Raw genomic sequence first — 19309 nt, 5'->3', positions numbered from 1 at the left:
CGGCCGACCCCCAGCGATGGGGAGCGGCCGGGGCGTTGTCATGAAAGAGGATACCGGATGGCCGGTCAGCCGATTCGCAAGCCCACCCGCCTGGAACCATGGCAGGACGCGGGCCAGACGCCCTATGTCCGCATCGAGAAGGTGACCAAGACCTTCGGCGACTTCGTCGCGGTGGACGAGGTCAGCCTGTCGATCTACCGCAACGAGTTCTTCGCCCTGCTGGGCGGTTCCGGTTCCGGCAAGACGACGCTGCTGCGCATGCTGGCGGGGTTCGAACAGCCGACCGAGGGCAGGATCTACATCGACGGCGTCGATATGGCCGGCATCCCGCCCTATGAGCGGCCGGTCAACATGATGTTCCAGTCCTACGCCCTGTTCCCGCACATGACGGTGGAGCAGAACGTCGCCTTCGGCCTGAAACAGGACGGGGTGGCGAAGGCGGAGATCCGCGACCGCGTGGCGGAGATGCTGGGGATGGTGCAGCTGTCGGCCTTCGGCAGGCGCCGTCCGCACCAGCTGTCCGGCGGCCAGCGCCAGCGTGTGGCGCTCGCCCGCTCGCTGGTCAAGCGGCCGAAGCTGCTGCTGCTGGACGAGCCGCTGGGCGCGCTCGACAAGAAGCTGCGCGAACGCACGCAGTTCGAACTGGTCAACATCCAGGAGAAGCTGGGCGTCACCTTCATCGTCGTGACCCACGACCAGGAAGAGGCGATGACGATGTCCTCGCGCATCGCCGTGATGAACCACGGCGTCATCGCGCAGGTCGGCACGCCGACGGAGATCTACGAATATCCGCACAGCCGCTTCGTCGCGGAGTTCATCGGCTCGATCAACATGTTCGACGGCCGCGTCGTCTCGACCGAAGGCGATCAGGTCCTGGTCGCCTCGGAGGAGGCCGGCTGCGAACTGCTGATCGCCCATGCCACCCCGGCGCCGGCCGGCTCGCCGGTCTCCGTCGCCATCCGGCCGGAGAAGATCGCCCTCTCGAAGGAACCGGTTGCCGGTGGTGGGGATGGCCGCAACCAGACGACGGGTATCGTGCGTGAGATCGCCTATCTCGGCGACGTGTCGATCTATCTGGTCCAGCTGCCGACCGGCAAGACGGTGCGCGTCACCGCCCCCAACGTCACCCGCCGCACCGAAATGCCGATCACCTGGGAGGACGAGGTGACCCTGACCTGGCGCCCCTTCGCCGGCGTGGTGCTGACCCAATGAGGACGGTCGTCGCCATCCTCGTTTCTGGCCTCAGCCGGATCGGGCTGTGGGGCCGCGGCGTGGTCGTCGCCGTCCCCTATCTGTGGCTGCTGCTGTTCTTCATGGTGCCGTTCCTGATCGTCTTCGGCATCAGCTTCTCCGAATCGATCATCGCCCAGCCGCCCTATTCGTCGCTGGTGGAGTGGCTGCGGGACGAGGACGCCGGCACCTCGAAGCTGCAGATCCTGCTGAACATCAGCAATTACTTCCGGCTGGGCGGGGACGATCTCTACATCCTCGCCTACCTGAACTCGCTCAGGATCGCGGCGGTCACCACGCTGATGTGCCTCGCCATCGGCTATCCCATGGCCTACGCCATCGCCAAGGCCGACCCGGCGCGGCGCGGGCCGCTGATGATGCTGGTGATCCTGCCCTTCTGGACCAGCTTCCTGATCCGCATCTATGCCTGGATCGGCATCCTCAAGGGCAACGGCGTCATCAGCAACCTGCTGGAATGGGTGGGCATCACCAGCGGTCCGGTGGAGATCCTCTATTCCGACTGGGCGGTCTATATCGGCATGACCTACTGCTACCTGCCCTTCATGGTCCTGCCGCTCTATTCGACGCTGGAGAAGATGGACCCCAGCCTGCTGGAGGCGGCGGCCGACCTCGGCTCCCGTCCCCTCAAGTCCTTCCTGTCGATCACGCTGCCGCTGTCGCTGCCGGGCATCGTCGCCGGTTCGCTGCTGGTCTTCATCCCGGCGGTGGGCGAGTTCGTGACGCCGGAACTGCTGGGCGGCCCCGACACGCTGATGATCGGCCGCGTGCTTTGGAACGAGTTCTTCGCCAACCGCGACTGGCCGGTGGCCTCGGCGGTGGCGATCGCGCTGCTGCTGGTGCTGGTGATCCCGATCATGATCTTCCAGCATGTTCAGGGCAAACAGGCGGAGGCCGGGCGATGAAGAGGCGGATCGGGTTCCTGTCCTGGGCGCTGCTGTTCGGCTATGCCTTCCTCTATGTCCCCATCGCGTTGCTGGTCGTCTTCAGCTTCAACGAGTCGCGGCTGGTGACGGTGTGGAGCGGCTTCTCGACCAAATGGTATGCCGAGCTGCTCCACAACGATGCCCTGCTGTCGGCTGCCGGTCTGTCCTTCCAGGTGGCGGCGGTGTCGGCGACGCTGTCGGTCCTGCTCGGCACCTGTGCCGGGCTGGCGCTGACCCGCTTCGGGCGGTTCCGTGGCCGCACCCTGTTCGGCGGCATGATCACCGCGCCGCTGGTCATGCCGGAGGTCATCACCGGCCTGTCGCTGCTGCTGCTGTTCGTGGCGATGGAGCAATGGCTGGGCTGGCCCGACGGGCGCGGCGTCACCACCATCACCATCGCCCACACCACCTTCACCATGTCCTATGTCGCGGTGGTCATCCAGTCGCGGCTGGCCGGCATGGACGGCAGCCTGGAGGAGGCGGCGATGGACCTCGGCGCCCGCCCGGCCAAGGTCTTCTTCGTCATCACCCTGCCGCTGATCGCCCCGGCGCTGGTCGCCGGCTGGCTCCTGGCCTTCACCCTGTCGCTCGACGACGTGGTGGTGGCGAGCTTCGTTTCCGGCCCGGGATCGACGACGCTGCCGATGGTGATCTTCTCCAGCGTGAAGTTCGGCATCAGCCCGCAGATCAACGCGCTGGCGACCCTGATGGTGCTGGTGGTGGCGACCGGCATCTTCATCGCCAGCATCGTCATGGCCCGCCAGGACCGGCAGCGCAAACGCGACGAACAGATGGCGATCCAGAACGGCTGACCGGCCGTCTCCTGGCCATTCGGGGGCCGTTCCGCAAGCCTACCCATCCGCGCGCGGCAGACCTCTGCCGCCGCGGATGGCAATTGCCCGTTTCTTTTGCTATGTTGATGTCATCGTCAACAGCGAAAGAGGCTGTGCCATGCGCGCGCTCCTGTGGTTCCCCTTGTTGAGACTCGGATTCTTCAGTCCCGTTTCCTCTGCCTATTCGACCAACCGTACGGTCACCGCCCGCCGCGCCCTGCGCCCGCCGTCCGGCCGCTAGCCCGGACCCATGCCGGCTCCCTCTCCCGGCATGCCGACGCGACAGTCTTCCGCGTCCTTTTCAAAAGTCCCTCTGCCATAAGGCCCCTCTGCCATAAGGCGAAGTGCCCGCTGCGGTGGACGCGATTGCCAAACGCGCGCTCCCGTGGTTAGGGTGGATGGGGATGAAAAATGTCCCGATCCCACGCGGCTGTCCGGCCGGTATTTCGTGCTGCGGCCGCGAAAGTTCAGGGACTTTGAAAAAGAGTAGAGGGATCGACGCATGACGACATCGAACGCCCCGATGCCGCCGGGTGAAGGGACGGGCCAAGGCTTCCGCATGCCCGGTGAATGGGCCCGCCACAGCGGTTGCTGGATGGCGTGGCCGTGCCGGCCCGAAACCTGGCCGGAGGGCGCCTTCGACGCCGCGTGCGACGCCTACGCCGAGGTCGCGCAGGCCATCTCCCGCTTCGAGCCGGTGACGATGGTGTGCGACCCGGCGGATGTGGCCGAGGCCTCGCTTGCCTGTGGTCCGGGCATCCAGATCCTGCCGCTGCCGATCAGCGATTCCTGGATCCGCGACACCGGCCCCAGCTTCGTCATCGACGGCAAGGGCGGGCTGGCCGGCGTCCATTGGGGCTTCAACGCCTGGGGCGGCAATTACGACGGCTGCGAAAAGGATCAGCAGGTCGGCCGCCTGATCCTCGACCATCTGAAGCTCCCCTGCTTCACCGCGCCTTTGGTGATGGAGGGCGGCTCCTTCCATGTCGACGGGGAGGGGACGCTGATCACCACCGAACAATGCCTGCTGAACCCCAACCGCAATCCCGGCCTGTCGCGGGAGGAGATCGAGCGGCAGTTGAAGGATCATCTCGGCGTCGAGACGGTCATCTGGCTGGGCCAGGGCTATCAGGATGACGAGACCGACGGCCACATCGACGAGATCGCGCTGTTCGTGCGTCCCGGCGTGGTGATGGCGATCACCACCGACGATCCCGGCGATCCCAACTTCAAAATCTTCCAGGACAATCTCGACCGGCTGAAGCGCGCCCGCGACGCCAAGGGCCGTGAGCTGGAGGTCATCACACTCCAGCAGCCCGCCCGCCGCGACGTCAACGGCGTGCGCCTGACCCTGTCCTACACCAACCTCTACATCGCCAACGGCGGCATCGTCATGCCGGCCTTCGAGGATCCGGCCGACGACGAGGCATTCCGCGTCGTCCGCAAGGCTTTTCCCGACCGCGAGGTGGTGCAGATCGCAGCCCTGGACATCGTCCGCGGCGGCGGCGGCATCCACTGCATTACGCAACAGCAACCAGCCGCTCGCTAATACGCTGAAAATTAAAAGATTTTCCAGATGCAAGGTTGAGTTGGCCTGTTGCGAACTTGTTGCGAGGTCTTGATTTTCCTCGGAAGTGGCGCGCATTGTTGCGAAGTAGTTGCGAACTTTCGAGGTGTCGATGTCGGAAGCCGAGGCGGCCACCCAGGCGGAGCGCAAGGAGATTGAGGACGGGCTCTTGATCTGGCGCAACAGCAAGAGCCCGTTCTGGCAGATGCGTGCCTACGTGCCCGGCACACGCCGCTACGTCCGGCAAAGCCTCAAGACCACCGATATCCACACCGCTGTCGTGGAGGCACGCAAGCGATGGATGCGGCTTCAGGTGCGCGTTGAGGACAACCTGCCCGTTTTCGAGATGCGCATCGAGAAGGCGTGCGATCTATGGCTGTCGGAGAAGGAGGAGTTGGCAAAGAAGGGTGCCTATAAGGCCAGCGTGCTCCGCGTTGCCAAGGGAGCGATCAAGCGATACCTGAAATCCTACTTCAAAGGTCGGCCTTTGAGCAGCATCGACCATGCCGAGGCGGATCGCTATTGGACATGGCGGCTCACCAATGCACGCCGTAGCGCCCAGCCGAGCAAGGTAACCATCGGCGCCGAACTGAACACCATCAACCAGATCATCGAGTGGGCGGAGATTAAGGGCCACCTGAAGCGTGCCGTCGTGCCCCGATTGAAGAAGCCGAAAGCCCTCGCCAAAACCAAGGTGAACCGGCGCGCTGCCTTCATGCCGCAGGAAATGAAGACCCTCTTCGCGCTCCTGAAGCTCTGGCAGAACGAAGCGAGGAACGATCGCGACCGAATGGTTCGGACGGTGCTCTACTACGCTGTCAAACTGGTCTACTACAGCGGCATGCGGACAAACGACATGCCCTTGCTGCGGTGGCGGGACGTCAAGGCGACTTGGAGCGACAAGGACAGCCACTGGTATGTGCAGTTCTTCCTACGCGGCAAGGTCGAGCCGCGTTGGGTGGTGGTCCAGCATGATGCCGGGCCGCTGCTGATCGAATGGCGCAATATCTGCCCGCACACGGAGCCGGACGACCTTGTGTTCGCCTACAAGAAGGGGGAAATGCCCTTGCTTGAGCAGAGCTTCCGCAACTGCCTGAAGAGGTTCGATCTCTGGCTTAACGCCGACGGTGCGCCTCGGTCTCTATATAGTCTGCGGCATACAGCGGCTACTGAAGCCCTTGATCGTGGAGTGCCTATTGAGGACCTTGCTCGGAATATGCGGACGAGCGTGCAGACAATCATGGACCACTACGCTCACATTGCGAACCTCGACAAAGCGTCCGTGCTAACCTATTCACAAGATAAAGAAAATTTTGAGAATATCGAACCCTGGATTGCACATCAATCGGGGCGAAATTGATTTCCAACGAGTGGAAATTGAGTTGTGTTGGCCTGACGTTCTAGAGCTATCTTGGATCCATGCTTCGTAAACCTATTATCACAAGGTACGCTTGACTGAAGACATGTAAATTATCAAGGATGTTCACTTGCGGTATCTTGAACGCCCATCAAAGCCCTGCATTTATGAAGCCAAGTTATTGCTTTTGCTCAGATTGGCGGAGGTTTGGATCCGGGCTTTCGGAGTGAAGCCGCTGCGGGGCTCATAATCTTTAACCAATTACTAACGCCTCAGAGGTAAACCATAGCATAGAAGTTTTCCAATGTGCCAAATGCGAGGGGATTATGACCTCAATCAACATACATGACGCTTATACGCAAGAGCTACTTGCTCTAGCAGGTGGAGCCAAAATCAATTCGTTCCTGCAGCAGGTGGAGCAAGACGGAAAACTTTCAGATTTCCTGAAAGAGGTATTTATTGAAGAAATCAAACATTGGAATGAATATCCAGATTACTGGGATGAGAAGGAAGATCTTAAGGCCCTTACTGAAAAATACCCTACGTTAGAAATGGCTGTCGATATTTGGATTTCTGACAATTCCGCTGGCGCAGCTGTAGTAATCGTTGGAGAATGGATTAGATTGCTCCATTCCTATTGGGGTCTCGGAATCGAAATGAGGGATCTGTACGGACTTAATGTTAAAGCAATTGGAGTGGCTTTAACTATGGTAAATGACGATTCGGAAGACTTCACAAGTTTTATGAGCGAAATGTCTGGGCGTGAGCTTTAATGATTGCTAGTGAATTCGTCGTAAATTATTGTCATAATACTCGAACGGCGGCACGCATTAAATCGTCATTTAATTCGATGTAGCGCTGGGTGGTGGTTAGGTGTTTGTGTCCAGCCAAAGCCATGATCACCTTCGGGCTGACACCACTGTGGGCGAGTTTGGTGATGAACCAGCGCCGCCCGCTATGGGAGGTCGCCCCGTCGAGGCCAGCTTGCTCGTAAAGCTGCCCCATCAACTGGCACAGGGTGTTGGCGCTGAACGCCGTCCGCTTCTGCGTGCGCAGCAGGGGGGATGTCGGCGCCGGGGCTTCACTCCGAGTGACGCAGTAGCGTTCGATCTCCTTCCGCAGCCGGTCGTTTACGAACACTACGCGGGCGTGACCGCCCTTGGTGATCTCTGCATCCAACCTGATCTGCTCGCGCACGATACCGTTTCTGTCCAGCACGTCTCCCCAAGTCAGCGCCGCGATTTCCCCAACCCGTAGACCCGCGAGGTAGGACAGCATGACGGCCATCCGGTTGCGGGCGGCGTGCCTGCCCTGTGCGACCACGGCCAGTAGCCGTTTCTGCTCCTGCTCTGTCAACACCCGCGCCTGCTTCATCGGAAACCTCACTGTGCGTAGTTATCCCGCACAAGACATTATGTTTTCTGAATGCGCCGTGCTCAAGACATGAAAGAACCCGAGGATTGGTGCGGCTCGTAGCGCGAACCTCACAAAATGTATGTTTTATGAGATTTACTGGGTAGTCGGCTTTTTGCCGCTATGCCTCGAAGAATTCCTCGTCCAGCTTCTTGATGTGGAGCACATCTTCTACGCGGCACCCGACACCATGACGGATCATCAGGCGGGTAAACTGGGTACCGTCGATCAGGACGATGCGCTTGCTCAGCAGTTCGGCGGTTTCGCGGGCGGAAGGGGAGAAGGTGGAGGTGGTGACGAATAGGCCCTTGTTGGCTTTGAAACGGTCCAGGCTGCCGAAGAAGTCGCGGATCGCACCAGCTCCCACGCTGTTGCCATCGGCGTAGCGCTTCGCCTGGACATAGATCCGGTCCAGACCGAGCGGGTCCTGGTCGATCACGCCATCCACTCCGCCGTCGCCGGTGCCACCGACCAGCGCCTTGTCAATCTCAGCCATTGAGCCGCCATAGCCCATGGCGACCAGCAGCCGGACCACTACGCTCTCGAAAAAGGCCGGGGTCCCGGCGCGGATGCGTTGGAGCAGGTCATCGGCCAAGGCGGCTTCAAGTTGACGATGTGCCCCCCGCATCACCTCGTCCGGGGTCAGCACGGTGTCACCTTGGCTCGCTGATGGTGCCTGTGCCGTTCCGGCCTCGGTTGCCGCTTCCGCTTCGGCTTGCCGGAACCGTTGGAAGTCTGGGAAATGGTTCAGGAATTTGATGTCAATCCGTTCGGGCGGGGCGGCCAGCACCTCGCGGCCCCGGTCGGTGATGCGGAAATGCGCCCGCCGGGTCAACTCTACCAGCCCGGCCTTGCCCAGATAGCTCTTGGCCCAATGGACACGATTGGCAAAGGTGGTCTGGCGACCTGATGGCAGCAGGTGAGCGCGCTCTTCCTGCGATAGCCCGAACTCGTCGGCGAGCCGCTCTACGATGTCGGTGATCCTCACTTCGCCATCAGCGGCGGCGCGCAGGACTGGGAGCATCACGGTTTGGAAATCGGGAATGGTCACGGCAAATCTCTCTACACGCCTTTACGGTCGCGCAAGCGAAGGCCCATTGCGTGCTCATAGCATTTCTGGATGAAAGAGCCGAGAAATCCCCGCTTGTTGCGATACGCCTTGTTGTCGGCAACAATCACAGGGATATCCCCATCGGTAAGCTGCCCATCATAGACCAGCCATCCAACCAGAAGCGGCGTTGATCGGACACGATCCTGACCAAGGGTGTTTTCGCCGACCTTCCGTGCCGCATAGTCATCCGTGAGAAAGCCGTTGCCGAGTTTTCTGGAAAGGGCAAGAGCAGCGACCTCACCATGATGAAAACGCTTCGGAGAACCGACGGTCGCTACCAAATCCCGGAGGTCGTCTACCCCCAGCGGATGGACGCTGAACTGTTTGCTGCTTGTAATTTCAGTCTTCAGCTTCTCACACAGCGCGGCATCAGCCTCAGTTAAATTCGTTCTTGGCTTGCCAAGGCATTCATAACGGACATATTCCGCAAGGACGAAATGACACCCTTTCCGCGAGATCGCGGCGCTTAGAGTACGGCTGGACAAAATATTCCATACTGCACAAGTATCGATCGCGGAAACGGCCGGGAATACCCGTAGGGCGTCATCACGCGGAGCATCAACCATGGCGCTCACTCACACCAAATAGTCTCGCTAGTTCCTCAACATCGGATCGTTCAACCAGCAAAATGTCCGCGAGCTTGGCCAACGAAATCAGGTGCCGGTGATATGCCTCGAATGCGTGATGCACAAATTCGGCATGCAATCCTTTCGCGAGCAAGATCCGTTTCCGTTCCAATTCGTGTGGCGAAAAATCTCCCACCAACTCGGGATCACGCTTATTCGGTAGGTGCAGGCGTATATCACGTAGTCGGGTGATTGCTGGCTGATCAAGAATGTTGTCGCGCTTCAAGGCTGAAAGAAGAGCGGGTATGGACACTGACAGTCGGTCGGCTGCTTCAACGATTTTTTCAGGCGTCCGCCACTGTGCAGGCGTTCCCAGCATGGTCAGTAATTCGGGCGGCATCAGAAAGCAGGAAGCGAACGTGCTGGCGCGGACTTCACGAAGGTCGGCGCTGGATACATCGGCGTCCTGGGAAACGTTATATCCCCGGTCGGTGTCCATTAGGGCATGCCCGGCCTCGTGGGCAGCGCTGAACCGTTGGCGGTAGATGTCTTCATTCGCGTTGATCAGGATGCAGCGCCCCGCTTCTGGGTGCCGGATGAACAAGCCGGATATGTTTGAGTTAGCCAATGGCCGCCGGAACACACGGAGCCCCGCCTTTCGCAACCATTGGTAAACATCGGGGATGACTGCGTTGGGCGCCAAACGGTGCCACTGACGGAAGGCATGAGCGCAATCCTTTCCGTGAGCCTTAAAGAAAGTACCGCGCGTGGTAAAGGAGAAACCATCCTCGCTAGGCCGAAGCTCAAGCAAATCTTCGAGCAAAGCCTGCGATTTACAGAGATACATGAACTCGGCGATCACGTGACGATCAGCCGCTGCCAATCGCCCGCTTTCCGAGCGAAGCATCATAGCGGCGTTTTCGTCAGGGTTTGAGGCATCATCCTCAATCAGCCAAGAGAACTCACACTTGAAGTAGTCGGCGAGGATCAATACCTCGTCACCTGTCGGCGTAGCCATGCCAGCTTCCAACGCCTGCAACGCTTGAGATCCAATGCCCACGGCTGCGGCGACATCACCCAAAGTCTCTCCGAATGAGGCGCGCAAATCGGACAGCTTACGGGCGAACGCCTGAGTGGTAAAGGGCATGGATCAAGCTTCCACTGATTGACGATATGGAATGCGGCCAAATGCCTGCGCGAGCAGGGATTGGGTCAGTTGTTCAGCGGCGGCAACGGCCTTGTCGCTGAGCGCAGCCATTGCTTCGATTTCAGTGATACGCTCAGCAAATTCCTGTTGAAGGGCGAGCGGCGGGAGCAGGACCGGGAAACGCCCCAACTGGGTCCGGTTAATCGAAGCAATCCCCGTTGTCTGCTTTGCAACCAGAAGAAAATATGCTTTTCCATATCCGCTACTGGTCAGGGCGCAGAGGTAGTCAGACAATACCTTTTCGTTACGCGGTCGAACACGGAACACGTGGTTTTGATGGACACACCCATCAATCTCGCCTTTCCATATGGCAGAACGACCCAATTTGTCAGGGTCTCCTCCTTCGGTCATGACGAGGTCGCCAGGAAGGAGCGCATATTTCGCTCGTTCATCCAGCCGGATCGGAATTGTTTTGATCTCAGCCATATTAAGCCGCCCGTCCTGAACATTGGCAACCCGTAGATAAGGCACGTTAACGGTCTCAACCCCTTCCAGCTTGCGCCCTTTGGTAACGCCAGAGCCGATGAACGCGACGTCGTCGAGCATAGCGCTGGGCCATCCTTTCGGGTTCGTTGCCGGATCACCGAACATCTCGACGAAAAGCGTGGGCACGAGTTCCCGCACCTTGGCCCGTGCCTCGTCCCGAAGCCGTCGGATGCTGGCGGCGTTGTTCAGGATGTCCACGATGCGGTGCTGTTCAGTCAGGGACGGCAAGGGGATAGGGAATGCCCTCAGTTCCTCGCCGTTGATGTTCGCTTGTCCGATGGCACCGCGCGCTGTCGCAAACAGGCACTTTTTCATCTGCGGTGAGTTGAGAAACCACCAGACCCATTCGGGGAGCACGCGATCACTGTTAACTCGAATGCGGATGAAATAGGATGCGGCTGCGGCCTTGAAACGGCCATCCCAAAGCCCGGTCTTTCCCACAAGCTCTTTGCTGTTCGTTCGATTGAACAGTATATCACCCGTAGCCAGCCCAAATTTGCGCCATTCGGATTGGGAAAAATGGGCATATTTCAAATTCGACAGGTCAAGAGACCCATCATATCGCACGTTTCCCATTCGTAAGACAGGCACGCCCTCAGGATTGTCCGAGCACTTCACACTCGTTCCATAAGCGGCATCCGTGATGATGTCGCCAAGACGGACAATAGGCCACGCGCACTGGTCGCTCATCTCATGCGCTCCCGCAGCTTGTCGGTTAGCGCATCCAGTTCGGTCAAGATCTCCGTCTCGATGGCCCGAAGCTCGTCCAGCAATTCCAGCGGGTTACGGTGTTCCACCTGTGCCTGCGATTGTGGGCGATACCGGCCCGCCGACAGGCTGAAGTCGTTGCCCCGTATCGCGCCGCTCTCGGCGAACCACCATTTCTCGGTCCATTCGGCGTCGGCATCGCGGCTATCCCATCGCTGCACCAAAGCAGCACGGTCGCGGTAAGCGTCCACCAAAGCGGGAAGGTCGTCGGCCTCTATGGGAGTGTCGTGGTTGGCGTCGAGCTTGTAACCGTCAGCGTCGGCGTGCAGGAACAACACCCGCTCGGTCGTCCCGCCCTTGCGGAACAGCAACACCGAGGTCTTCACCACGGAATAGGGCTGGAACACGCCTCCGGGTAGGCTCAGCACTGCTTCGACCGTGTTGTTCTCGACCAGTTGGCGGCGAAATTCCTTGTGCGCGCCTGTGCTGCCGAACAGCACGCCTTCGGGCACAACAACACCGCAGCGCCCACCATCTTTCAGGGTGTTCAGCATGTATTTGAGGAACAGGAGTTCCGTCGCGGTCGTGGTGCCGACTTTCACGTCATCGACGATGCGGTCCTTGTCCACCCGGCCGGAAAAGGGCGGATTGGCGAGCACCACGTCGAAGCCGTCGAGCGGCAGGCCGATCTCGGCCTTCTCCGTCCGGTCGATGGTGGTGGTCAGGACGTTGCGCTTGAGAATGTGGACAGCGGGTAGGCCGCGCAGGGTCAGGTTCATCGTGGCAAGGCGGACCATCTTGGGGTCCACGTCGTTGCCGTAGAAGGTGGCGTTGTTCAGGACGTTGGTCATTGCCGCGCTGAGGCGGTCGCCCCAACCGCGCCGGACCAGCTTGCCATCCACTTCGGCTTCGTGAACGCCGTTGACCGAGGAGTTGGCGAGGCGAATGTGATTGTAGGCCCCGACAAGGAAGCCGGCGGTGCCGGCGGCGGGGTCGTAGATGGTTTCGCCGACCTGCGGGTCCACCATCTCGATGATGGCGCGGATGATGTGGCGCGGGGTGCGAAACTGGCCGAGTTCACCGGCCTGCTTGATCTGCCGCAACACATGCTCGAACAGGTCGCCCTTGGTATCGGCGTCGGCCTCGTCAAGCCGCAGCCCGTCGATCAGCCCGACTACCTGGGTCAGCACCACCGGCTCGTCGATGCCGAGACGCGCCCCGGTCATAAAGTTCATCGCCGACCGTTCGGCAACCTCGGTGTAGAAGGGGAATACCTCGTCTCGCATCCAGCGGACCAAAGGTTCCCCGGCCATTACGTTCCATTGCGACCAGCGCATGCGCGCGGCGGGAACGCTTGTCACCCCTGGTGCAGGCGCATTGAGCGGGTTCCGTAGTGTCCAATCCCCGGCGAACATGCTGGCGTAGTCGCGCTTGGTCGCCTTGGCCCGCATTGCATTGTCGGCGTCGATGCCCTCGACCAGATAGAAGAAGAACAGGAACGACAATTGTTCGGCGTTCGCCATCGGATCGGGATAGCCGCCACCATAGAGGTAGTCGCGGATTTGCTCGACGCCGCGCCGAAGCTCGGGGGTCATGGGCATGGGGTCTTGGTCCTAACGGGTTAATGTGCTGGGGCGGAGGCCGTGTCGTGGTCGCCGACCGTTTCATCTTGGAGCACAGCCGCGTTGAGGCTGGCAAGCATCGCCTCCAGCTTGGCGTCGTCGCCGAAAAGCTGCCGCGCCCGCTGAAGACCGCCGTTCAGCGAGAAGGGCGGCAGGGTGAAGTGGTAAAGCTCGACGCTCTCCATATCGCCCACATTGGCGCGGATTTGGCTTTCCATCATGCGCAACCAGCGCAGTTGGTCAGCGTTGGGGGATTGGGTGGCAAGCCACGCCTCGAACCTTAAGCCGAGCACCGACGCCTGAGCTTCCTGCTCGTCGGTGAGCACGAAATTGCCATTCTCGTCCAGCGTCACCCAATTGCGCGTCGTCGGATCGATGTGGTCGTTGACATCGAGGACGAGCAGTTTGCGCGGCTTGCCAGTTGGGCCGACTGGCTTCGATGTGACGAAGCCGCCTTCGGGCATATCCTCGTCGTCGCCGTGGTAGTCGGTGACGCCGACGAAATCGAACAGGGTGAAGTTGGGCTTCTTGATGTGCGGGGCTTGCCGCGTGCCGCGCCCGCGCATCTGCTGGTAGAGGATGGTCGATTTGGTGAAGCGCGCCATCACGAGGTTGACCACCTCGGGGCAGTCGAACCCGGTGTCAAGCATGTTGACGCTGACGAGGATCTGCGGAAACCGCTCGTCCTTGAACCGCTTGATCTTGGTCATGCCGTCCGGGCTGTCGCCATCACCCGTGCCCGACACGACGAAGTCGGCGTAGCGGACTTCCGGCGAGGGCTTCTTGTCGGCGAACTCCTGGTCGAACATCTGAGCCAGAGTTTCGGCGTGCCGTTTGGTGACACCGAAAACAATGGTTTTGCCCCACATGGGGACGCGACGCACGCCGTCCTTGCCCGCAAAGCCCTTTTCCAACACCTGCCGGAACTCGCGAACGATGGCGCGGTTGCGCTCTGGAATGGTGAACTTCCGTTCGAGAGCCGAGGGATCGACCGTGATCGTGTCGTCGCCGTTGAACAACGTTTCGAACTCAGTGCGGGTATCGTCGTCCATAGCCGACCAGTCGAGTTCTTCTCGTTTGACCTCGAAGCCCCCTTCCGCCGCCGTCTTGACGGTCATTGCCTTGAAGATGTGGTAGGGAACGAGGTGGCCTTCCTGAATGGCCTGCTTGAGCGAATAGGTGTAGGTCGGCTCTGCCACCTCGAAGAAGCGCAGCGTGTCGCGGATGAATTTGCCGTCTTCGGGATCGGGCAACTGGTCGGGGTCCTTCAGCACACATGGGGTGGCGGTCAAGCCGACCTGGATGCCGTCGAAATGCTTCAGGCTGCCGCTCCACTGGCCGTAGATCGAGCGGTGGCACTCATCAACGATGATAAGCTGGAAATAGCTGCTGGGCAGGCTGGCGTATTCACCGATAAAGGTCTGAAGGGTGCTCACGGTGATACGCTTCTCGTCCTGGAACCGGCGGCCGCCCCGCAGGACATAAGCGGGATAGTCGGGAAGGTATTCGGCGAAAGCGTCCTCGGCCTGCTTGGCGAGGGTGATGCGGTCCACGAGGAACAGCACGCGGCTGACGAGATTGGCTTCGAAAAGCCGCTTGATGAAGGCGGCCGCGGTGCGGGTTTTACCCGTGCCGGTCGCCATCGAAACCAGCAGCTTTCGCCGCCCGTGCTGGATGGCTTGGCACAAGGCGTCGATGCATTCACTCTGGTAGGGACGGCCTGCGATCTTGGTGTCGATGGGAATGGTCAGCGGGTCCACGCGCAGCTTGCGCAGCGCCTCGGTCCGTTCCAGGTCGGCTTGGTTGAAGAAGGTCGTAACCTTGCGGGGGTGGGCCTCACGTTCCCATTCCCAGAACCACACCTCTTCGCCGTTGGCGAGAAAGATGAAGGGCACGCCGAGTTGCTTTGCGTAGGCGAGCGCCTGCCCTTCGGCCTCGGGCGGGTTGGTGGTTGCCTTCTTGGCCTCGACGACCGCCAGCGAATGGCCGTGCCGGTTGCAAAGCACATAGTCGGCGCGGGTGCCGTCCGGAAGAACGTATTCATAGCGGACGCTTTTGCCGTCTACGAGGTTCCAGGACACGTCCCTAAGCTGGGCATCGATCTTCACCCTGGAAAACGCTTCGTTGCTCATCGGCTACGTCCCCAACGCCTATCCTATCGATAGAATATCGCGCGCGCCGTGTGGTGGCTGCAACCCTCATTTAGTGGTCGGATGATTGGCCGCAGCAGATAAGGGGTAGAGACCGGCTTATACGTTTCGGTTCGCCGTTGAGAGAGCTTGCTGTTTGGCGGAAAGAGCCTTTTGTGCCTTCACCACAGCCGCACGCATCTTCGCCAGCTTGGCGCGCTTCATCATCCCGTCAGCCTGCCGGCTCGCTGCATCAGCGGCCGTATCGGAAGGCCCGATCTCACTGAGGTTCTGATGCCCTTCAACTCCTGATACACCTATAATCTCGTGTAGCCGCATCTTATTTCTCCGTATAATGTTTGTAGCTTAATGCGCGAACGCTCACGCATTCGCGACCGTTTGGTGGTTTCTCGGCCTCGTAAACTCGTCCGGCAAACCACCAAACGTGGTGTCTTCAAATCTCTCGTCCTGCGTCAATGCTGGACAGAGCACATTCCCCCCTGTGATAGCCGTTCACTTGAAGTGAAGCACATATGTGCTTGTCGGTTATCACAGGGGGGAATTGTTCGTTCTGCGTATAAAGCCGTCATCGCCCCTTCCGTCGAGGCATTCACAGCAGGCGGAAACCCGATTTCCTGCCATCCTCTCATTCCCTGGCTCACGCCAGTTTCGGTGCCACTCGCCGACCCGGAAGGTGATCGTCGCGTGGGTGGTGGTTATGGTGTCATCACAGAGCCACCGTCATTTGTCGCCCTGCCTTCAGCAGGGGTGTCCTATTTACGGGACCGTTACCAGCCACCTTATACCGCCGACCGCCCTGGGTAGGTTGGTGCCATTACAGGGGTTACTTTGCGGTGCCCTTCTGGTGGGCTGGCCTACTCTCCTCTCGGCCTTCGTGTGTTCCTATCGGCTCCCGCCGGTCCTTCCACACAGCGGATAACCTCACCGCCATACAGTCCAGATATGTGCTTTTCGATAAGTATTTATGCGCCGCACACAGCGGTGCTCGACATAAAATTACATAAAGGTGAAAAAGTGTTGAGCGATATCTACAACATTCTCTTGTCTAACAGCTTCTGCTCGTCCCAGGTTGAATTTAGCCGCGTGTGGCTCGGATGCAGCAGTCGCTATTACAGCAATCTTCTTGCTACTGGTCGTACCCCCAGCATACAGGTGTTGACGAGCCTTGCGCTTCGATTGAAGCGGCTCTCTACCGCGTTGGTGGAACTCAACCCGCATTCGGCGATAGCTACCCGCCTACGGCATTGTGCAGACGCCGTGTGGATCGACATTGACCAGCGTAGTCTTTGCCGCACACCACGTCGCCGCGCAGTGCGTTCCACCTCCGTGCTTGCCCAGTAGCAGCCTTGACGATCAATCGCACTGGTTACGCTTCTGGCGCGCTTGGCGTGCGAATTCAGTGTTGGCGGCACATCGACGCGGGATGAGGTGAACGCGCGCCTCAAGATTTTTCATGATTTCCTCTGGCAGAGGCGTGCTTCCGGGCTGGGTTGGGATTGCTAAGTCCGCATCGATTTTCTGGATGTCATCGATATATGTCTTGTCCATGTATGGTCTCCTTCTGTGAATGTGGAGCTACTACACGAGTAGCACGTGTATTTAGCTCAATACGACACGGAGCGCTTCACGTCAGGTGAAGCGAACTTTTTGAGATTTGAGGCATTGGCTCAACCTTTGGTGTTGAGTGGCGTTGCCGGGGCATTACCATACGAATATCGAACGTATGGAGAACGTCAATGAGCATCATGGACAGCCTGACGCTGACGAGCACCGCGAAGCGCATCGACACCAGTCCAGTCGGCACCGCTCGCCACAAGTTGCTCGATGCCCTGGCCCTTCAAATCGAGGCTGCGACGGCGACGATCAAAGGAGAGGTGTTCATCCGCCGGGTCGGCCGGTGGGTGGAGGTCAATGGCACGAAGGAACGCCGCGACGTGCCGGTGCGGTTCCGGCCCTGGTGGTGGAAGGACGAGGCGGGAACGATCCACCTCCATATTCACTACGGCAACAGGCCGCTCGAACTCAAGCCTGGCAAGGCCGCGATCACGGTCGGTGCGATGGACAACCTGCTGCCCACGCTGGAGCAGATCAAGCGGGCGGTGGTAGCGGGTGAACTCGACAAGGCAATGGCCGAGGCGATTGCACGACGGCAGCGTACACTAAGAAAGCCGACAGCGACAAAAATGCACGCCAAGGCGCCGCAGTAAGGAGCCATCACCTGACCTCCATAGCGTTCATGCGCGCCAACCATTGGCTGATGGCTGGTTGGGCTTGGCACCTGCTCACAACGTTCATTCTGGGCAGGAGCATGGCCATTATGATGGAGTAGAGAGGTCAGAGACCCGAAAAGCTGATAGCGGACTCTCCATCAGAATTGGCGCATCCGCTACCGGTAACCGGGTGTCTTCGCAACTGTATTGCAAGTACTTTTAAATCGTCATGGCAGTCAAGGAACCTTTGACTAAATCGTTGGAGCTTATTATGTAGTTTTATTGAGTTTTCTATATTCTTTCGCCTTTTGGACAAGATCAAGAGTGGAGTACCGGGGGGAGGAGGCTATAGGATGTGTGGAGTAAATTAGTTTGATAAAGTCATCCCAATATAGCTTTTTCGTTTTTTCTATGGCGAAATCCAATGATTTTCGCTCTGCTTCGGTGAGCCTAGCGGGCTTGTCGCAAATTAGAGAGAAGGAAAGCTTTGGATTTCCATAGAAATTTGATGTCTCTTCCGTCTTAAAAATTTCTGGATGCTTGCGTGCGGTCACCTTAACGTCGTCGACGTAAGGGCCGTAATTATCAAAATACCAGGATATTGGAGTTATCTGCTGATTATAGTTCAACGCATGATGCCAGTCGGCTAAGTAGATAATTTTGTTCACACGCGCATTTGAGAGCTCGTGCTTATGAGGGTAACTACCCAAAACATACGCTAGCACATCGGAAAGTTTAGCCATTTTTACACTCCTTCGTGCTGCGCGCTAACTGCATCACTGAGTAGAAAACTACGAAATAACGTAATCATTTCAGAAATGTAAGGTGACTGCTGAGCCAGCTTGCCCCTTAATTGTTCTTCAGAGAACCGTGCATTAGTGGTTGACTCAACCAATATTACCGCCAACGCTTCTTTATGCGCGGGATCAAATATCTTTAATCCACCATAAACCTTGGAGCGCATTATGAGGCGATTAATCTCTTCTTTTGTATAGCCGTATTCATTTGCCTGGCGATTGTTGTAAATCTTGCTATTTCCCGTAAATTTATCGTCGAAGTACCAATCTTGTTCCCAAACCTTGGACACAAAACCTTTGTGCGCTGTGCAGGTCAGCTGCTCGTGACAATCGTATTTAGGATTTGGTGACCAAACACCGCAGGCTTTGAAATTTTGCCTTGCTGGGTTGTAGACATGAAGCGAAATTCGCTCGCAGTTTTTGTCAACCGCTCCAAACTGCAGTTCATTCCCAATAAGGTAAAGAATGCTTTTGAGGACCGCATGTACGTTCTGTGGATACTCTTCGATCCGATCCGACAGCGTTTCGACCTTGTTACGAAGTTCTATATTGTCAGTCTCAAGCTGATCTATTGTCTTCTGTTCTATATGCCTTCTAATCAAGGATATGAGGAGGACCGTCCCAGACAGTACAACTATAAAAGCAATGTATTCAGAAAGAATATCATGAGCGATCTTCCCAAGAACACTCGATGGCACCCACTTACTATAATCGTAAGTTGCAAAAGACCCAAAGACGGCTGTTGAAACCGTGAAAAGAGGGTTCATCCAATAATAATTGCGGTCGTGGAAGCGACCAAGCCGCAGCAGAGCCGATTTGATCCGCCCGATATCGCTATCCAAAGAACGCTGATAAACCTGCGTATCGTCCGTAACGTCTACCATATGCACCTCACTGATATGATGAGCAGGTAGCAAAAATTTTTGCGAAGCGCAACCCCGTGTGATAGCCGCATGGTACAAGCCGCATATATGGAGCGTACCTGTAATCCGCACACGGGTTTCAGTGATCAGGGTAGCCAATCACACTTGGGTTCATGAAGGCGATATGGAGTTCTCCTATTACTGGAGTCCGAGTTCATAGCCAGTAGGTTGCGGTTGCCGCGATG

At 58.4% G+C, this 19309-nt stretch carries 18 protein-coding genes; 8 read left to right on the top strand and 10 right to left on the bottom strand.

Annotated elements, in window-relative coordinates; translation table 11 throughout:
* Nucleotides 1–57 precede the first annotated feature (57 nt).
* The 6 genes from J2848_RS20570 (at nucleotide 58) to J2848_RS20545 (ending at nucleotide 6704) form a co-directional block, all read left to right on the top strand.
* On the top strand, nucleotides 58–1212 hold the full coding sequence (locus tag J2848_RS20570) for an ABC transporter ATP-binding protein (RefSeq protein ID WP_149233096.1): 1155 nt from the start codon (nucleotides 58–60) through the stop codon (nucleotides 1210–1212).
* Nucleotides 1209–2153: an ABC transporter permease subunit gene (locus tag J2848_RS20565; protein WP_149233095.1), complete on the top strand. Its 945-nt coding sequence runs from the start codon at nucleotides 1209–1211 to the stop codon at nucleotides 2151–2153. Before J2848_RS20570 ends, J2848_RS20565 begins: the two co-directional genes overlap by 4 nt.
* Nucleotides 2150–2986: an ABC transporter permease subunit gene (locus tag J2848_RS20560; RefSeq protein ID WP_149233094.1), complete on the top strand. Its 837-nt coding sequence runs from the start codon at nucleotides 2150–2152 to the stop codon at nucleotides 2984–2986. Before J2848_RS20565 ends, J2848_RS20560 begins: the two co-directional genes overlap by 4 nt.
* 523 nt (nucleotides 2987–3509) lie before the next feature.
* The gene (locus J2848_RS20555; RefSeq protein WP_149233093.1) at nucleotides 3510–4556 is read left to right on the top strand and encodes an agmatine deiminase family protein; all 1047 of its coding nucleotides are present in this window, start codon (nucleotides 3510–3512) and stop codon (nucleotides 4554–4556) included.
* A 130-nt stretch (nucleotides 4557–4686) separates the two neighbouring features.
* Nucleotides 4687–5934, top strand: a complete 1248-nt coding sequence (locus J2848_RS20550) for a tyrosine-type recombinase/integrase (protein WP_149233092.1) — start codon at nucleotides 4687–4689, stop codon at nucleotides 5932–5934.
* Between the two features lie 323 nt (nucleotides 5935–6257).
* Entirely contained in the window at nucleotides 6258–6704 is a 447-nt protein-coding gene (locus tag J2848_RS20545; protein ID WP_149233091.1) for a hypothetical protein, read from the top strand.
* 31 nt (nucleotides 6705–6735) lie between these two features.
* Here the strand turns inward: J2848_RS20545 and J2848_RS20540 are convergent, their stop codons facing one another.
* From J2848_RS20540 to J2848_RS20510, 7 genes are all read right to left on the bottom strand, one after another.
* A complete protein-coding gene (locus J2848_RS20540) occupies nucleotides 6736–7305 on the bottom strand; it encodes a tyrosine-type recombinase/integrase (protein WP_149233090.1) in 570 nt (189 codons plus the stop codon).
* Between the two features lie 160 nt (nucleotides 7306–7465).
* On the bottom strand, nucleotides 7466–8395 hold the full coding sequence (locus J2848_RS20535) for a restriction endonuclease (RefSeq protein WP_149233089.1): 930 nt from the start codon (nucleotides 8393–8395) through the stop codon (nucleotides 7466–7468).
* Nucleotides 8396–8406: 11 nt separating this feature from the next.
* Nucleotides 8407–9021 carry a hypothetical protein gene (locus tag J2848_RS20530; protein ID WP_149233088.1) on the bottom strand — a complete coding sequence of 205 codons (615 nt, stop codon included), beginning with the start codon at nucleotides 9019–9021 and terminating at the stop codon, nucleotides 8407–8409.
* The gene (locus J2848_RS20525; RefSeq protein ID WP_149233087.1) at nucleotides 9014–10168 is read right to left on the bottom strand and encodes a helix-turn-helix domain-containing protein; all 1155 of its coding nucleotides are present in this window, start codon (nucleotides 10166–10168) and stop codon (nucleotides 9014–9016) included. The genes J2848_RS20530 and J2848_RS20525 overlap by 8 nt, the downstream gene beginning before the upstream one ends.
* A gap of 3 nt (nucleotides 10169–10171) precedes the next feature.
* The gene (locus J2848_RS20520; RefSeq protein WP_149233086.1) at nucleotides 10172–11404 is read right to left on the bottom strand and encodes a restriction endonuclease subunit S; all 1233 of its coding nucleotides are present in this window, start codon (nucleotides 11402–11404) and stop codon (nucleotides 10172–10174) included.
* On the bottom strand, nucleotides 11401–13023 hold the full coding sequence (locus J2848_RS20515; protein ID WP_149233085.1) for an HsdM family class I SAM-dependent methyltransferase: 1623 nt from the start codon (nucleotides 13021–13023) through the stop codon (nucleotides 11401–11403). The genes J2848_RS20520 and J2848_RS20515 overlap by 4 nt, the downstream gene beginning before the upstream one ends.
* Nucleotides 13024–13043: 20 nt before the next feature.
* Nucleotides 13044–15176 carry a DEAD/DEAH box helicase family protein gene (locus J2848_RS20510; RefSeq protein WP_149233084.1) on the bottom strand — a complete coding sequence of 711 codons (2133 nt, stop codon included), beginning with the start codon at nucleotides 15174–15176 and terminating at the stop codon, nucleotides 13044–13046.
* 960 nt (nucleotides 15177–16136) lie between these two features.
* Between J2848_RS20510 and J2848_RS36160 the strand changes: the two genes are divergently transcribed.
* Nucleotides 16137–16535, top strand: coding sequence for a DUF6626 family protein (locus tag J2848_RS36160; protein ID WP_366520486.1), 399 nt, complete (start codon nucleotides 16137–16139; stop codon nucleotides 16533–16535).
* Between the two features lie 12 nt (nucleotides 16536–16547).
* On the opposite strand, the gene J2848_RS20505 is transcribed toward J2848_RS36160, so the two are convergent.
* The gene (locus J2848_RS20505) at nucleotides 16548–16742 is read right to left on the bottom strand and encodes a hypothetical protein (RefSeq protein WP_149233083.1); all 195 of its coding nucleotides are present in this window, start codon (nucleotides 16740–16742) and stop codon (nucleotides 16548–16550) included.
* Between the two features lie 188 nt (nucleotides 16743–16930).
* On the opposite strand from J2848_RS20505, the gene J2848_RS20500 reads away from it, so the two are divergent.
* Entirely contained in the window at nucleotides 16931–17401 is a 471-nt protein-coding gene (locus J2848_RS20500; RefSeq protein ID WP_149233082.1) for a DUF6641 family protein, read from the top strand.
* Between the two features lie 272 nt (nucleotides 17402–17673).
* On the opposite strand, the gene J2848_RS20495 is transcribed toward J2848_RS20500, so the two are convergent.
* Together J2848_RS20495 and J2848_RS20490 are read right to left on the bottom strand one after the other, a co-directional pair.
* Complete coding sequence (locus J2848_RS20495) at nucleotides 17674–18147, bottom strand: Panacea domain-containing protein (RefSeq protein WP_149233081.1); 474 nt, start codon at nucleotides 18145–18147, stop codon at nucleotides 17674–17676.
* Between the two features lie 2 nt (nucleotides 18148–18149).
* Nucleotides 18150–19223, bottom strand: coding sequence for a hypothetical protein (locus J2848_RS20490; RefSeq protein WP_149233080.1), 1074 nt, complete (start codon nucleotides 19221–19223; stop codon nucleotides 18150–18152).
* Nucleotides 19224–19309: the final 86 nt, after the last annotated feature.

The sequence above is a fragment of the Azospirillum lipoferum genome (genome assembly GCF_024170005.1).
Lineage (GTDB): Bacteria > Pseudomonadota > Alphaproteobacteria > Azospirillales > Azospirillaceae > Azospirillum > Azospirillum lipoferum.
Note: the sequence above shows the minus strand (reverse complement) of the source record. Positions and strands in the feature narration are given on the sequence as shown.

Coding starts and splice junctions, on each gene's coding strand:
- J2848_RS20570 (WP_149233096.1), top strand. CDS start 58: ATGGCCGGTCAGCCGATTCGCAAGCCCACCCGCCTGGAACCATGGCAG.
- J2848_RS20565 (WP_149233095.1), top strand. CDS start 1,209: ATGAGGACGGTCGTCGCCATCCTCGTTTCTGGCCTCAGCCGGATCGGG.
- J2848_RS20560 (WP_149233094.1), top strand. CDS start 2,150: ATGAAGAGGCGGATCGGGTTCCTGTCCTGGGCGCTGCTGTTCGGCTAT.
- J2848_RS20555 (WP_149233093.1), top strand. CDS start 3,510: ATGACGACATCGAACGCCCCGATGCCGCCGGGTGAAGGGACGGGCCAA.
- J2848_RS20550 (WP_149233092.1), top strand. CDS start 4,687: ATGTCGGAAGCCGAGGCGGCCACCCAGGCGGAGCGCAAGGAGATTGAG.
- J2848_RS20545 (WP_149233091.1), top strand. CDS start 6,258: ATGACCTCAATCAACATACATGACGCTTATACGCAAGAGCTACTTGCT.
- J2848_RS20540 (WP_149233090.1), bottom strand. CDS start 7,305: ATGAAGCAGGCGCGGGTGTTGACAGAGCAGGAGCAGAAACGGCTACTG.
- J2848_RS20530 (WP_149233088.1), bottom strand. CDS start 9,021: ATGGTTGATGCTCCGCGTGATGACGCCCTACGGGTATTCCCGGCCGTT.
- J2848_RS20525 (WP_149233087.1), bottom strand. CDS start 10,168: ATGCCCTTTACCACTCAGGCGTTCGCCCGTAAGCTGTCCGATTTGCGC.
- J2848_RS20520 (WP_149233086.1), bottom strand. CDS start 11,404: ATGAGCGACCAGTGCGCGTGGCCTATTGTCCGTCTTGGCGACATCATC.
- J2848_RS20515 (WP_149233085.1), bottom strand. CDS start 13,023: ATGCCCATGACCCCCGAGCTTCGGCGCGGCGTCGAGCAAATCCGCGAC.
- J2848_RS20510 (WP_149233084.1), bottom strand. CDS start 15,176: ATGAGCAACGAAGCGTTTTCCAGGGTGAAGATCGATGCCCAGCTTAGG.
- J2848_RS36160 (WP_366520486.1), top strand. CDS start 16,137: ATGTGCTTTTCGATAAGTATTTATGCGCCGCACACAGCGGTGCTCGAC.
- J2848_RS20505 (WP_149233083.1), bottom strand. CDS start 16,742: ATGGACAAGACATATATCGATGACATCCAGAAAATCGATGCGGACTTA.
- J2848_RS20500 (WP_149233082.1), top strand. CDS start 16,931: ATGAGCATCATGGACAGCCTGACGCTGACGAGCACCGCGAAGCGCATC.
- J2848_RS20495 (WP_149233081.1), bottom strand. CDS start 18,147: ATGGCTAAACTTTCCGATGTGCTAGCGTATGTTTTGGGTAGTTACCCT.